This window comes from Kineococcus sp. NBC_00420 (genome assembly GCF_036021035.1).
Taxonomy (GTDB): Bacteria; Actinomycetota; Actinomycetes; order Actinomycetales; family Kineococcaceae; genus Kineococcus.
The window spans coordinates 1723010-1736026 of record NZ_CP107930.1 but is presented as its reverse complement, the minus strand read 5'-3'; the positions used below and the strand labels follow the sequence as shown (position 1 = coordinate 1736026).

The following is a 13017-nucleotide window of genomic DNA, read 5'->3' as shown; positions in this document are numbered from 1 at the left end:
CACCTCCCGACCTGCGATCGTGCCGGGTCCTCGGCACGATCGCAGGCCGGAGGGGTCAGTGGCCGCGGGTGATCCACTCCTGCAGGTGCGGGGACTCGTCGCCGATGGTCGTGTCGTCGCCGTGGCCGGTGTGGACGCGGGTGTCGGCAGGGAGTTCGAAGAGCACGTCGCGGATCGAGTCGATGATCGTGGCGAAGCTCGAGAACGACCGTCCGGTCGCCCCCGGGCCGCCCGCGAAGAGGGTGTCGCCCGTGAAGACCGTCGACAGCTCGGGTGCGTAGACGCTCACCGCCCCCGGGGTGTGCCCGGGGGTGTGCAGGACGTGCAGCTCGGTCCCGGCGACGGTGACGATCTCCCCGTTGGACAGGTCGGTCGTGGGGACGCCCGGGTGGGTGAGTTCCCAGACCTCGCGGTCGGCGGGGTGCAGCAGGATCGGCGCACCGAAGCGTTGCGCGAGAGCCGGTGCCTGCCGGACGTGGTCGTCGTGAGCGTGCGTGCACAGCACCGCGAGGACCGTGCGCTCGCCCACGGCGGCCGCGATGGCGTCCGGGTCGTGGGGGGCGTCCAGGACGACGACCTCGCGGTCGTCGCCGAGGATCCACACGTTGTTGTCCACGTCGAAGGTCTGCCCGTCGAGGGAGAACGTCCCGGACGTGACGAGGTGCTCGATCCGCGCGCTCACAGGATCACGACCGAGCGGAGCACGTCACCGGACTTCATGGTCGCGAAGGCCTCCTCGACGTCGCCGAGCCCGATCCGCTCGGACACGAACGCGTCCAGCGGCAGCCGGCCGTTCGCGTGCAGCTCCAGCAGCTGCGGGAAGTCCCGCTCGGGCAGGCAGTCGCCGTACCAGGACGACTTCAGCGCCCCGCCGCGACCGAACACGTCCAGCAGCGGCACCTCGAGCTGCATCTCCGGCGTCGGGACGCCGACGAGCACGACGGTGCCGGCGAGGTCGCGGGCGTAGAACGCCTGCCGCCACGTCTCCGGGCGGCCCACGGCGTCGATGACGACGTCCGCGCCGAAGGAGTCGGTGAGGTCCTGCACGGCCGTGACGACCTCGTCCTCGGAGAGCCCCCGCGAGTTCACGGTGTGCGTCGCGCCGAGCTGCTGCGCCCACCCGAGCTTCTTGTCGTCGAGGTCGACGGCGATGACCCGACGGGCCCCGGCCAGGACGGCGCCCGCGATCGCCGCGCACCCCACCCCGCCGCAGCCGATGACGGCGACGGTGTCGCCGCGCTGGACGGGGGCGGTGTTGACCGCCGCGCCGATCCCGGCCATGACCCCGCAGCCCAGCAGCCCCGCGACGGCGGGATCGATCCCGGCGTCGACCTTGGTGGCCTGACCGGCCGCGACGAGGGTCTTGGGGGTGAAGGCGCCGATGCCCAGCGCGGGGGAGAGCGGGGTCCCGTCGGTCAGCGTCATCTTCTGCGACGCGTTGTGGGTGGCGAAGCAGTACTGCGGCCGGCCCCGCTTGCAGGCGCGGCACTGCCCGCACACCGCACGCCAGTTGAGGACGACGGTGTCGCCGATCGTGACGTTCGTGACGCCCTCGCCGATCGCGGAGACGGTGCCGGCGGCCTCGTGGCCTAGCAGGAACGGGTAGTCGTCGTTGATCCCGCCCTCGCGGTAATGCAGGTCGGTGTGGCAGACCCCGCACGCCGCGACGTCGACGACGACCTCACCGGCGATCGGGTCGGGTACCACGATGTTGACGGTCTCGACGGGGGCGCCCTTGGCGCGCGAGATCACTCCGGGAACGGTCCAAGCCATGGGAAGGACACTAACGACGGGCTCGGAGACAGCGCGAGCCCCGGTATCCTGGAGTCCGTGACCCTCCACCTGCACGACAGCGCCGCCGGCGCGGTGCGCGAGTTCGCGCCGCTCGTCCCCGGGCAGGTCGGCATCTACGTCTGCGGCGCGACGCCGCAGGGGTCACCCCACCTCGGCCACGTCCGCGCCCAGGTCGCCTTCGACGTCCTGCGCCGGTGGCTGACCCGCAGCGGCTACGCCGTGACGATGGTCCGCAACGTCACCGACATCGACGACAAGATCCTCACCAAGGCCGCCGAGGCGGGGACGGAGTGGTGGGCCCACGCGTACCGCTTCGAGCGCGAGTTCGGCGCCGCCTACGACGCCCTCGGCGTCCTGCCCGCCACGGTCGAGCCCCGCGCCACCGGCCACGTCACCGAGATGGTCGAGCTGATCGGGCGCCTGATCGAGCGTGGTCACGCCTACGCCGCGGGCGACGGTTCGGGCGACGTCTACTTCGACGTGCGCTCCTGGCCGCACTACGGCGAGCTCACCCACCAGAAGCTCGACGACATGGAACCGGCCGGCGACGCCGACCCCCGCGGCAAGCGCGACGCCCGCGACTTCGCCCTCTGGAAGGGACGCAAGGACGGCGAACCCGCGACGGCGTCCTGGCCGACGCCGTGGGGCCCGGGCCGGCCCGGCTGGCACCTGGAGTGCTCGGCCATGGCCGGGCGCTACCTCGGCCCCCGCTTCGACATCCACGGCGGCGGCCTCGACCTGCGCTTCCCGCACCACGAGAACGAGCAGGCCCAGTCGCGTGCCGCCGGCGACGGGTTCGCGAACTACTGGCTGCACAACTACTTCGTCACGATGTCCGGCGAGAAGATGAGCAAGTCGCTCGGCAACGTCCTCGGCGTCCCGCACCTGCTGGCGACCCACCGCGCGGTCGTGCTGCGCTACTACCTCGTCGCCGGGCACTACCGCACGCACCTGGAGTACTCCGAGAACTCCCTCGTGGAGGCCGAGGCCGCCTACTCGCGGCTGGAGGGTTTCGTGCGCCGGGCCGCCGAACGCCTCGGCCGGACCGCCGTCGCGAACGTCTCCGCCGGGTTCGCCGCGGCGATGGACGACGACATGGCGACCCCCGCGGCGCTCGCGGTCCTGCACGACACGGCGCGGGCGGGCAACTCCGCCCTCGCGGCGGGTGACGACGCGGCGCTGAGGAGCGCCTACGAACAGGTCCGGGCCGGCCTGGACGTGCTGGGCCTGGACCCGTTCGCGGAACCGTGGGCCTCGCAGGCAGGCGGAACGGACACCGCGCGCACCGCACTGGACGTGCTGGTGCGCGCACGGCTCGACGACCGGGCAACCGCCCGTGCCGCACGGGACTTCGCCACCGCCGACGCGGTGCGCGATTCCCTGAAGGATGCGGGCATCGTGATCGAGGACACCCCCACCGGGGCTCGGTGGGTTCTGGAGGGTGAGCACTAGTGGCAGGGAACTCTCAGCGTCGCGGCGCTGTCAGCAAGGGCAAGAAGGGTCCGACCGGGGGCTCCGGGGGCAAGAACCGCCGAAGCCTCGAGGGGAGGGGGCCGACGCCGAAGGCGACCGAGCGTCCCTACCACCCGGCGGCGAAGGCGGCCGGCAAGGCGGCCCACCGGGCGGCGACGACGAACGCCCGTCCCGGCGGTCGTCCGCCGACGCGGCGCAAACCCTCCGGCGAGACGGAGTGGATCGCGGGCCGCAACTCCATCGTCGAGGCGCTGCGCGCGGAACTGCCGATCACCGGCATCTACGTGGCGTCCGGGGTCGAGTCGGACGAGCGGATCAAGGAGATCCTCTCCACCGCCGGGAACAAGGGCATCCCCCTGCTCGAGGCGTCGCGTCAGGAACTCGACCGCCACACCGAGAACGCCGTCCACCAGGGCGTGGCGGCCACGGTCCCGCCGTACAACTACAAGCACCCGATGGACCTGCTGGACCGGGCCTCGCACTCGGGACGTCCCGCGTTGATCGTCGCGCTCGACGGCGTGACCGACCCCCGCAACCTCGGGGCCGTCGTCCGTTCCGTCGCCGCGTTCGGCGGTCACGGTGTCGTCGTCCCCGAACGTCGGGCGGCCGGCATGACCGCCTCGGCGTGGAAGACGTCGGCCGGTGCCGCGGCCCGCACCCCCGTCGCGCGGGCGACGAACCTCGTCCGCGCGATCGAGGAGTACCAGAAGGCCGGTCTGTTCGTCGTCGGTCTCGACGCCGAGGGTGACGTCCTGCTGCCCCAGCTGAAGCTGGCCGACGGCCCGATCGTCCTCGTCGTCGGCGCCGAGGGCGCCGGGTTGTCGCGCCTCGTGCGCGAGAAGTGCGACCAGGTCGTCAGCATCCCGATGGCCGGCGCCTTCGAGTCGCTCAACGCCGGTGTCGCCGCCGGTATCGCCCTCTACGAGGTCGCGCGCCACCGCTGATCCTCCTCCGGGGTGGAGAGGACACTCTCCGCCCCGGAGCCGCGCTGCGGGACACCGCCGTCGGCCCGGCCGGGTCGTCGGGACGACGTGCGGTTCGTCCGTCCGGGGTGTTCACTGGGTCAGATCCCGCCGTGAACGACCGGGACCTCATCGTCTGAGTTAGTTGAAGATGAAACTATCTGCTACGATGGCCGGATGACCGAGCAGACGCCTCGCTGGCTCTCCACCGACGAACGCCGGGTGTGGCTGCGGCTCAGCGCGCTCATGGAACTACTGCCCGCCGCCCTCGACGCTCAGCTGCAACGCGACGCGGACCTCACCAAGACGGCCTACCTCACGCTGGCGATGCTGTCGGAGGAACCGGGGCGCAGCCTGCGGATGAGCGAACTCGGCGCCCGCTCCAACGCGAGCCCCTCCCGGATCTCCCACGTGGTGAGCCGGCTGGAGAAGGACGGCTGGGTCCGCCGCGAGAAGAGCCCCAACGACGGCCGCGGTCAGGTCGCCGTCCTCACCGACGCCGGCTTCCAGAAGGTCGTCACCGCCGCGCCCGGACACGTCGAGCGGGTCCGTCAGCTGGTCTTCGACCCGCTCGACGAGCGCGACCTCGCCACGCTCGACGAGGTGATGGTAAAGCTGCTCGACATCCTCGACCCCGACGCGAAGTTCGCCGCGACGGCTCTCGCCCGCCAGACCTGACCGAACCGTGATCTTGCTGGGTCTCCCAGCAAGATCACGGACGGGGTCAGACGTGGTCGCGCCAGGAGTGCTCGGGTTCGTAGCCGAGCACCCGGCGGGCCTTGTCGATCGAGAGCAGCGTCTCGTGGTCACCGAGCTCGTGACGGACCTCGACCCCCGGGTAGACCTCCGCCATCAACTCCGCCGACGTGCGCGACATGACGGTGTCGGCGTTCGCGACGATGCACACCTCGACGCCGGGACCCTTGCGCTGCAACGACAGGCGCACGGCCTGGGCGCCGTCGCGGGCGTCGATGTAGCCCCAGAGGTTCCACTTGCGCAGCGTCGCGTCGGCGTCGAAGGACGGGAACTGGGCGTAGTCCTCGACGTGCATGACGTTGGAGAAGCGCAGACCGGTCATCGTCAGCGACGGGTTCCAGCGGCAGAAGTGGTGCGCCATTTCCTCCTCGAGCGCCTTCACCAACGAGTACGTCGACTCCGGCCGGACGCGGTACTCCTCGTCGAGGGGGGCGTAGGGCGGGGGAGCGGCGTCGAAGGGCAGACCCAGGACGGTCTCGCTCGAGGCCCACACGACGTTGTCGATGCCCGCGACGCGCGCCGCGTCGAAGACGTTCCACGTCGCGGCGGAGTTGTTGCGGAACGTCGCGGCGTTGGACGCGAGACCGGGGGCGGGGATGGCCCCCAGGTGCACGACCCCGGCGAAGGGGCCGGGGCGTTCCTCGATCCGGCCGGTCAGCGCCTCCACGACCTGGCCGTGGTCGGCGAGGTCGACCTTGACGAACTGCCCGTCGTCCCCCGCGAGCAGGCTCGCGGGGCGCACCTGGTCCAGGGCGAGGACGGAGTATCCGTGGTCGAGCAGATCGCGCAAGACGACCCGCCCGAGTTTGCCGGCCGCGCCGGTGAGTGCAACGCGGGGTTTCTCGGCAGCAGGCACGAGGGTCCTTCCAGAGCTTCAGTCGGCGATGACCCGGAACGACTGGGTGTCCACACCCAGCACGGCCCGTTCGTCGGGTTTCTGCGGCAGCACCCCCACCACGTAGGAGTTCACCGCCTCCTCGAGGCCGACGTCGCGGCCGGCCCGTTCGGAGAGGTACCAGCGGTGTTCCAGCACCTCGTGGAACAGTTCAGCAGCCTCGAGCTTGCCCCGCATCTCGCGGGGGACGGCCCGCTGCACGGGTTCGAAGACGTCGGCCATCCAGTCGTGCGCGACGATCTCCTCGTCCTCGCCCTGGCGGGCGGTGGCCGCGGCGTAGGAGTCGAGGTCGTTGAGCAGTCGACGCGCCTGGTTCTCCTCCGCGTCCAGACCGGTGAGGCGCAGCAGACGCCGGGAGTGGTGACCGGCGTCGACGACCTTCGGCTCGATGCGCACCGACGTCCCGTCGATGTCGGTCGTGATCGCCAGTTCCCCGACGTCGAACCCGAGGTCGTTGAGGCGCCGGATGCGGGCCTCGACGCGCCAGCGGTCACCCCGTTCGAAGGACTCCGCCTCGGTGAGCTCCACCCACAGGGCGCGGTAACGCGACACGATCCGGTCCGCGATCGCGATGACCTCGTCCATGTCGGCGTCCAGCGCCTCGGAGGCCACGACGTCCATGAGTTCGCCGGCGATGTTGGTGCGGGCGAGGTCGAGGTCGTACTCGCGCTGACCGGTGGAGAGCTCGTCGTAGAGCTCACCCGTCTCGGCGTCGACGAGGTAGGCGGCGAACGCCCCCGCGTCGCGGCGGAAGAGGGTGTTCGACAACGAGACGTCGCCCCAGTAGAAGCCCAGCAGGTGCAGCTTCACCAGGAGCACCGCGAGGGCGTCGACGGCGCGCTTGGCGGTGTCGGGCCGCAGGGTCTGGCTGTAGAGGGCGCGGTAGGGCAGCGAGTACTGCAGGTGGCGGGTGACGAGCACCGCGTTCAGCGGCTCGCCGTCGGCGTCGACGCGGCCGGTGATGACGGCCACCGGGGCCACGGAGGGGACGTCGAGCCGGTTGAGCATGCGCAGCATCCGGTACTCGCGGTGCGCGATGTCGGCGTTGGTCTCCTTCACCGCGATGACGCGGCCCCCGATCCGCACGAAGCGGACGATGTGGCGGGAGATGCCTCGGGGAAGGGCCGCGAGGTGCTCCTCGGGCCACTCCTCCAGCGGGATCTCCCAGGGGAGGTCGAGGAGTCCGGGGTACGGGCGGGCGGCCGTGATCTGCAGGGACGCCGCCGTCGGGGTGCTCACGTGCTCATCCTCTCAACATCGGGACCGTTCCGCGCCACCCACGACGGAGGGCCGTCACTCCCGCAGGAGTGACGGCCCCCGTGTGGACGTCGGACGTCAGTTCTCGATGCGCAGACCGGACTGGTGGTCGAACAGGTGCACGTGCCCCTGCTTGGGGGTGAAGTACACCGTCGAGCCCTTCTCCGGGGGACGGCGACCGTCGACGCGCGCGATGACCTGGTGCGCCTCGGTGCCCGCCTGGGCCAGCGAACCGTAGATGTAGGCGTCGGCGCCGAGCTCCTCGACGACCTCGACCTGCACGGGCAGACCCGAGGTCCCGATCTCCAGGTCCTCGGGACGCACGCCGAGCGTCATCTTGTCGCCGGCGTTGGTGAGCAGGTGACGCTCGACCGGGTGGATGGTGTCACCGAACTTCACGCCACCGTCGGCGACGTCGAGGGTGAGCAGGTTCATGGCGGGGGAGCCGATGAACCCGGCGACGAAGACGTTGTTCGGGTGGTCGTACATGCGACGCGGGGTGTCGACCTGCTGGAGCAGACCGTCCTTGAGGACCGCGACGCGGTCGCCCATCGTCATGGCCTCGACCTGGTCGTGGGTCACGTAGACGGTGGTGACGGCGAGGCGACGCTGCAGCGACGCGATCTGGGTGCGGGTCTGCACGCGCAGCTTGGCGTCGAGGTTCGACAGCGGCTCGTCCATGAGGAAGACCTGCGGCTGACGGACGATCGCACGGCCCATGGCGACACGCTGACGCTGACCACCGGAGAGGGCCTTCGGCTTGCGGGTCAGGTACGCCTCGAGGTCGAGGATCTTGGCGGCTTCCTGCACACGACGCTTGATCTCGTCCTTGGGGGTGCCGGCGATCTTGAGCGCGAAGCCCATGTTGTCGGCGACCGTCATGTGCGGGTACAGCGCATAGTTCTGGAACACCATCGCGATGTCGCGGTCCTTCGGGGGAACCGTCGTGACGTCGCGGTCACCGATGAGGATGCGTCCACCGTTGACGTCCTCGAGACCGGCGAGCATGCGCAGGGAGGTCGACTTGCCGCAGCCGGAGGGGCCGACGAGGACGAGGAACTCGCCGTCCTCGACGTGCAGGTCCAGGGCGTCCACGGCGGGCTTGTCGCCCCCGGGGTAGATGCGCGTCGCCTTGTCGAACGTGACCGTAGCCATCGTGTCAATCCTTCCACCGGCAGGTACGTGCCGGACGATCCGTTGTGGAACGAGGTGTTCAGTTGTCCGCGGCGTCACTGCCGGGTCCAAGGAGGAAGGGGTCGCTCCGTCGCGGTGCTCGGATCATGCACGACGAACCGGGAGAGGGCAAGGGCCGCGCGCCCGAACGTCGCGGGATGTTCTGGACGTCACACGGTGTTGTGAGAGCAGGACGTCGCGACGGCGTGGCGTCCGGGGGACAGCTGGCGCCCTGGTCGTCGGCTCCCGCGATCGTGGAGGACACTGAGATCGTGGACCTGGAAGAGACCAAGTTGCCGGGCGTGGGCCTGCGGCACGACTTCACCACCGCTCGCGGTCGGCGCATCGGCGTCATCTCGACCCGCGGTGGCGAGCGCGAGCTGCTCGTCTACTCCCAGGACGACCCCGACGCCTGCCACGCCGTGATCGACCTCGACGGCGACGAGGCCGAGGTGCTGGCGGAGCTGCTCGGGCAGCCGCGGGTCATCGAGCGACTGGCCCGGCTGCGCGAGCAGATCGAAGGCCTCGCCACCGAGGGCATCTACCTCGAGGACGGTTCGCCCTACGTGGGCAAGACGTTGGCCGACGCCGCGATCCGCAGTCGCACCGGCGCCTCCGTCGTCGCCCTCGTGCGCAACGGCGAGGTGACGCCGTCGCCGGCGCCGTCCCAGGCGTTCCTCTCCGGTGACAAGATCGTGGTCGTCGGGACCCAGGAAGGGGTCCGGGCGACCGCCGAACTGCTGCACCAGGGCTGACGCGGCCCGGACGACCCCGCGCCCTCCCGGTGCGGACGACGCGATCTGAGGAAGGACGGAACTCGACAGGTGCACACCGCTGCTCTGCTCATCGAGCTCGGTGCGGTCATCTTCGGGCTCGGTCTCGTCGGTCGCCTCGCCGGACGCCTGGGGATCTCCCCGGTCCCGCTCTACCTGCTGGCCGGGTTGGCGTTCGGGGCCGGCGGTGTCATCCCGCTGAACGCGCCCGACGCGTTCCTCGACGCCGCCTCCGAGATCGGCGTCGTCATGCTGCTGCTGCTCCTGGGGCTGGAGTACTCCGCCGGGGACCTGCTCGGCAACCTCCGCCGACAGGCACCCGTCGGCGTCCTCGACCTGTTCCTCAACGGCCTGCCGGGCGCCGCGTTCGGGTTGCTCCTCGGCTTCGGGCCCGTCGGGGCGCTCGCCATGTTCGGCATCACGGCCGTCAGCTCCTCCGGCATCGTCGCCAAGGTGCTCGCCGACCTGGGCCGCCTCGGCAACCGCGAGACGCCCTCGATCCTCGGCATTCTCGTCCTCGAGGACCTCGGCATGGCGGTCTACCTGCCGATCCTCACCGCCGTGCTCGCCGCGTCCGGGGTCTGGGAGGCGACGGGCTCCGTCCTCATCGCGCTGGCCTGTCTCGCCGTCGCTCTCGTCGTCGCGCTGCGCTGGGGTTCGCTCATCTCGAAGTTCGTCTCGGCGGGCTCCAGCGAGGTGACGCTGCTGCGCGTCCTCGGCCTCGCGCTGCTCGTCGCGGGGGTCGCCGAACAGCTGCACGTCTCCGCCGCCGTGGGTGCGTTCCTGCTGGGGATCAGCCTCTCCAGCGACCTCGAGCAGGAGACCCACCAGCGCCTCGAACCCCTGCGCGACCTCTTCGCCGCGGTGTTCTTCGTGTCCTTCGGCCTCTCGACCGATCCGAGCAGCCTGCCGCCCGTGCTGCTGCCGGCTCTCGCCCTCGTCGTCGTCGGGGTCCTGACCAAGCTCGTCACCGGGTGGGTCGCGGCCAAGCGCGCCGGCATCGCGATCCCGGGTCGGATCCGGGCCGGGGCCGCGCTGATCCCCCGGGGCGAGTTCTCGATCGTCATCGCCGGTCTCGCCACGGCCGCCGGGGTCGACCCCCGGCTCGCGGCGCTCGCCGCGGCCTACGTGCTGGCGATGGCGGTCCTCGGACCGGTGCTCGCCCGCTTCGCCGACCCGTGGGCCCGCGCCTACGTGCGTCGCCAGCGCGAACGCGCCGCCACCACCGCCCGCTGACCCTGCCAGAACGGCTCCGGGGGACTGTCCGCGACGTCCGCGCGGTGGGAGGGTGGTCGGGTGAACCCCGCGACCGAGACCTTCGTGCGTCTGCTGACCGCGGCTGCGCAGGCGGCGCAGACCTGGGCCCCCGGGGACGGGGACAACCCCGGGGTGACCATCCACACCGTGAGCGGTGACAAGGTCCAGGGCCTCGTCCTCGGCGTCGAGGGCGGGATCGTCACGGTGCGCGGATCGCTGCGGGAGAACGAACCCGTGCACCACGTGGACGTCTCGCGCATCGAGTCCCTCAACGCCTTCGCGAGCGTCGTCGAGGGCTGAGCGCCCGGGGAGCCGTCGAGCGCCGGGCGCTCAGGGACGCAGGTCCGCCAGCGCGTTCAGGAGCTCGGCCACCTCGACCGGCGAGCCCACCCGCAGGACCGCGGCGGTCTCGCCGTCACCGACCTTGACCGTGAGGTCCCCGCCCTCGGGGGAGAGGGCCGTGAACGCGTTCTCGTCCGTCACGTCGTCGCCCGCGAACAGCACCGCCTCGACCGCGGGGCCCTCGCCGGTGAGCCGCTCGCGCAACCGCAGCAGCCCCGCGCCCTTGCCCAGCTCCACCGCCCCGAGCTCGACGACCTCCTTGCCGCGCAACGCGTGCACGCCGTCCCACGTCGCCGGGCCGGCCAGGGCCGCCTGCGTCGCGGACTCGGCGTCGGGCCGGGAGGCGCGCCGGGTGTGCAGCACCGCCGACATCGGTTTCCGTTCGACGTGCACCCCGTCGCGCCCGGCGGCGATCTCGTCGAGCGCGGCCCCGAGACGCTGCAGCAGATCGGTCTCCGCCCCGCTCAGGCTCTGACCGCCGGCGGCACCCTCGAGGGAGCTCTGGGTCCCGTGACCCCCGACGAGGACCACCCCGGCCGGCGGGTTCGCGCACGCCCGCAGGTCGTCCAGGTCGCGACCGGAGACCAGCGCGACGTCCGTGCTCGCGACGAGTCGTTCCAGCGCGGCGCTCGCCTCCGGCAACGGCCGCGCGGCCGACGGGTCGTCGACGAGGGGGGAGAGCACCCCGTCGAAGTCCAGGGCCACCAGCACGCGCCCGCGGGCGGCGAACTCCCGCAGCGACGTCAGGACCTCGGGGGAGGGACTCACGACACCGCCCCCTCGGCCGCCGCGGCGACCGACTCCGACGCCTCGGTGGTGCGGTGCTCGGCCAGCGCCTGCAGGAACGACGCCGCCCAGCGCTGCACGTCGTGGTCCCCGACCCGACGGCGCAACGCCCGCATCCGGCGACCCGCCTCCCGCGGCGACATCCGCAACGCCCGCACGATCGCGTCCTTCAGACCGTCGATGTCGTGCGGGTTCACCATCAACGCCTGCCCGAGCTCGTCGGCCGCGCCGGTGAACTCGCTCAGCACCAGCACCCCGCGCTCGTCGTGGCGGGCGGCCACGTACTCCTTCGCGACGAGGTTCATGCCGTCGCGCAACGCCGTGATGAGCATGACGTCCGCCGCCAGGAACAGGGCCGCCATCTCCTCCCGGCCGTAGGAGTGGTGCAGGTAGTGCACCGCGGTGTTCTTGATGGTCCCGTGCGTGCCGTTGATGCGCCCGACGGTGACCTCGACGTCCTGGCGCAGCTGGATGTACTGCTCGACGCGTTCGCGCGACGGCGTCGCCACCTGGATGAGCGAGGCCTCCTCCACGCTGACCCCGCCGTCGTCCAGGAGCTCCTCGAACGCCTTGAGGCGGTGCAGGATCCCCTTGGTGTAGTCGAGGCGGTCCACCCCCAGCAGGACGTGCTCGGGGTTGCCGAGGTCACGGCGGATCTCCGCGGCCCGCGCCTTCACGTCCTCGCGCTGGGCGAGTTCGTCCAGGGCGTTGAAGTCGATGGAGATGGGGAACGACGCCGCCCGCACCTCGCGCCCGCCCTCCGCGTCGAGCCGGATCCGGCCCGAACGCGCCGGCAGGTTGGAGGCGCGACGGCAGGCCCGGGTGAAGTTGTTCGCGTCCGCCGCCCGCTGGAAGCCGATGAGGTCGGCGCCGAGCAGGCCGTCGATGATCGCCTTGCGCCACGGCAGCTGCGCGAAGATCTCGAAGGGCGGGAACGGGATGTGGTTGAAGAACCCGATGGACAGGTCCGGGCGACGTCGCCGCAGCATCCGGGGGACGAGCTGCAGCTGGTAGTCCTGGACCCAGACCGTCGCACCCTCCGCGGCCTGCGCCGCGGTGGCCTCCGCGAAGCGCTCGTTGACGCGCACGTAAGCCTCCCACCAGCTGCGGTGGTAGCCCGGCGCGACGATGACGTCGTGGTAGAGCGGCCACAGCGTGCCGTTGGAGAAGCCCTCGTAGTAGTCCTGGACCTCCTCGGCCGACAGGCCGATCGGCACGCAACGCACCCCCTCGGCGTCGAAGGGCTCCGGTGGGTCCCCGGGCGTCCCCGCCCAGCCCACCCAGGCGCCGTCCTCACGCCTCATCACGGGTTCCAGGGCGGTCACCAGACCGCCGGGGCTGCGGCGCCACGACGTCGAGCCGTCCGGTTCCTCCACACGGTCGACGGGAAGCCGGTTGGCCACCACCACCAGGTCGTAATCGCCGGCCATGGGGTGATCCTCCTCGTGGGTTGCTCTCCGCCGGACCCTACCGGGACCCGGGCCGGAACACCCGTCGTGATCGCGATCACCGGCCGGTCACCACCGTGTGGAGGAGCGGTGCACACCCT

General features: G+C 71.5%; 13 protein-coding genes. 6 read left to right on the top strand and 7 right to left on the bottom strand.

The features are described 5' to 3' along the window. Nucleotides 1-55 precede the first annotated feature (55 nt). Together OG218_RS08425 and OG218_RS08420 are read right to left on the bottom strand one after the other, a co-directional pair. Nucleotides 56-682, bottom strand: a complete 627-nt coding sequence (locus tag OG218_RS08425; protein WP_328292763.1) for an MBL fold metallo-hydrolase — start codon at nt 680-682, stop codon at nt 56-58. Next, nucleotides 679-1773: an S-(hydroxymethyl)mycothiol dehydrogenase gene (locus tag OG218_RS08420; protein WP_328292762.1), complete on the bottom strand. Its 1095-nt coding sequence runs from the start codon at nt 1771-1773 to the stop codon at nt 679-681. Before OG218_RS08420 ends, OG218_RS08425 begins: the two co-directional genes overlap by 4 nt. A 57-nt stretch (nt 1774-1830) precedes the next feature. Here OG218_RS08420 and cysS point away from each other — a divergent pair, with 57 nt between their 5' ends. From cysS to OG218_RS08405, 3 genes are all read left to right on the top strand, one after another. Then, complete coding sequence (cysS, locus tag OG218_RS08415; protein WP_328292761.1) at nt 1831-3246, top strand: cysteine--tRNA ligase; 1416 nt, start codon at nt 1831-1833, stop codon at nt 3244-3246. Continuing rightward, a complete protein-coding gene (gene rlmB / locus OG218_RS08410; RefSeq protein ID WP_328292760.1) occupies nt 3246-4211 on the top strand; it encodes a 23S rRNA (guanosine(2251)-2'-O)-methyltransferase RlmB in 966 nt (321 codons plus the stop codon). Before cysS ends, rlmB begins: the two co-directional genes overlap by 1 nt. A gap of 195 nt (nt 4212-4406) precedes the next feature. Then, nucleotides 4407-4907: a MarR family winged helix-turn-helix transcriptional regulator gene (locus tag OG218_RS08405; protein ID WP_328292759.1), complete on the top strand. Its 501-nt coding sequence runs from the start codon at nt 4407-4409 to the stop codon at nt 4905-4907. A 46-nt stretch (nt 4908-4953) separates the two neighbouring features. Here the strand turns inward: OG218_RS08405 and OG218_RS08400 are convergent, their stop codons facing one another. The 3 genes from OG218_RS08400 to OG218_RS08390 all read right to left on the bottom strand — a co-directional run bounded on the left by OG218_RS08400 (nt 4954) and on the right by OG218_RS08390 (nt 8292). After that, entirely contained in the window at nt 4954-5841 is an 888-nt protein-coding gene (locus tag OG218_RS08400; RefSeq protein ID WP_328292758.1) for an NAD-dependent epimerase/dehydratase family protein, read from the bottom strand. A gap of 18 nt (nt 5842-5859) precedes the next feature. Beyond that, nucleotides 5860-7119: a DUF4032 domain-containing protein gene (locus tag OG218_RS08395; RefSeq protein ID WP_328292757.1), complete on the bottom strand. Its 1260-nt coding sequence runs from the start codon at nt 7117-7119 to the stop codon at nt 5860-5862. A gap of 96 nt (nt 7120-7215) precedes the next feature. Then, entirely contained in the window at nt 7216-8292 is a 1077-nt protein-coding gene (locus OG218_RS08390) for an ABC transporter ATP-binding protein (RefSeq protein WP_328292756.1), read from the bottom strand. 290 nt (nt 8293-8582) lie between these two features. Between OG218_RS08390 and OG218_RS08385 the strand changes: the two genes are divergently transcribed. The 3 genes from OG218_RS08385 (at nt 8583) to OG218_RS08375 (ending at nt 10640) form a co-directional block, all read left to right on the top strand. Beyond that, on the top strand, nt 8583-9065 hold the full coding sequence (locus OG218_RS08385; protein WP_328292755.1) for a cation:proton antiporter regulatory subunit: 483 nt from the start codon (nt 8583-8585) through the stop codon (nt 9063-9065). 69 nt (nt 9066-9134) lie between these two features. After that, nucleotides 9135-10319, top strand: a complete 1185-nt coding sequence (locus tag OG218_RS08380; RefSeq protein WP_328292754.1) for a cation:proton antiporter — start codon at nt 9135-9137, stop codon at nt 10317-10319. Nucleotides 10320-10379: 60 nt separating this feature from the next. Next, complete coding sequence (locus tag OG218_RS08375; RefSeq protein ID WP_328292753.1) at nt 10380-10640, top strand: hypothetical protein; 261 nt, start codon at nt 10380-10382, stop codon at nt 10638-10640. A 30-nt stretch (nt 10641-10670) separates the two neighbouring features. On the opposite strand, the gene otsB is transcribed toward OG218_RS08375, so the two are convergent. Together otsB and OG218_RS08365 are read right to left on the bottom strand one after the other, a co-directional pair. After that, nucleotides 10671-11450 carry a trehalose-phosphatase gene (gene otsB, locus OG218_RS08370; protein ID WP_328292752.1) on the bottom strand — a complete coding sequence of 260 codons (780 nt, stop codon included), beginning with the start codon at nt 11448-11450 and terminating at the stop codon, nt 10671-10673. Beyond that, nucleotides 11447-12898 (bottom strand): alpha,alpha-trehalose-phosphate synthase (UDP-forming), encoded by a 1452-nt coding sequence (locus OG218_RS08365; RefSeq protein ID WP_328292751.1) that lies wholly within the window; start codon nt 12896-12898, stop codon nt 11447-11449. The genes otsB and OG218_RS08365 overlap by 4 nt, the downstream gene beginning before the upstream one ends. Between the last annotated feature and the right edge of the window lie 119 nt (nt 12899-13017).

Bases quoted from the DNA above. Each gene is read 5' to 3' on its own strand.
- OG218_RS08420 (WP_328292762.1), bottom strand. From the start codon at position 1,773: ATGGCTTGGACCGTTCCCGGAGTGATCTCGCGCGCCAAGGGCGCCCCC.
- OG218_RS08405 (WP_328292759.1), top strand. From the start codon at position 4,407: ATGACCGAGCAGACGCCTCGCTGGCTCTCCACCGACGAACGCCGGGTG.
- OG218_RS08390 (WP_328292756.1), bottom strand. From the start codon at position 8,292: ATGGCTACGGTCACGTTCGACAAGGCGACGCGCATCTACCCCGGGGGC.
- OG218_RS08365 (WP_328292751.1), bottom strand. From the start codon at position 12,898: ATGGCCGGCGATTACGACCTGGTGGTGGTGGCCAACCGGCTTCCCGTC.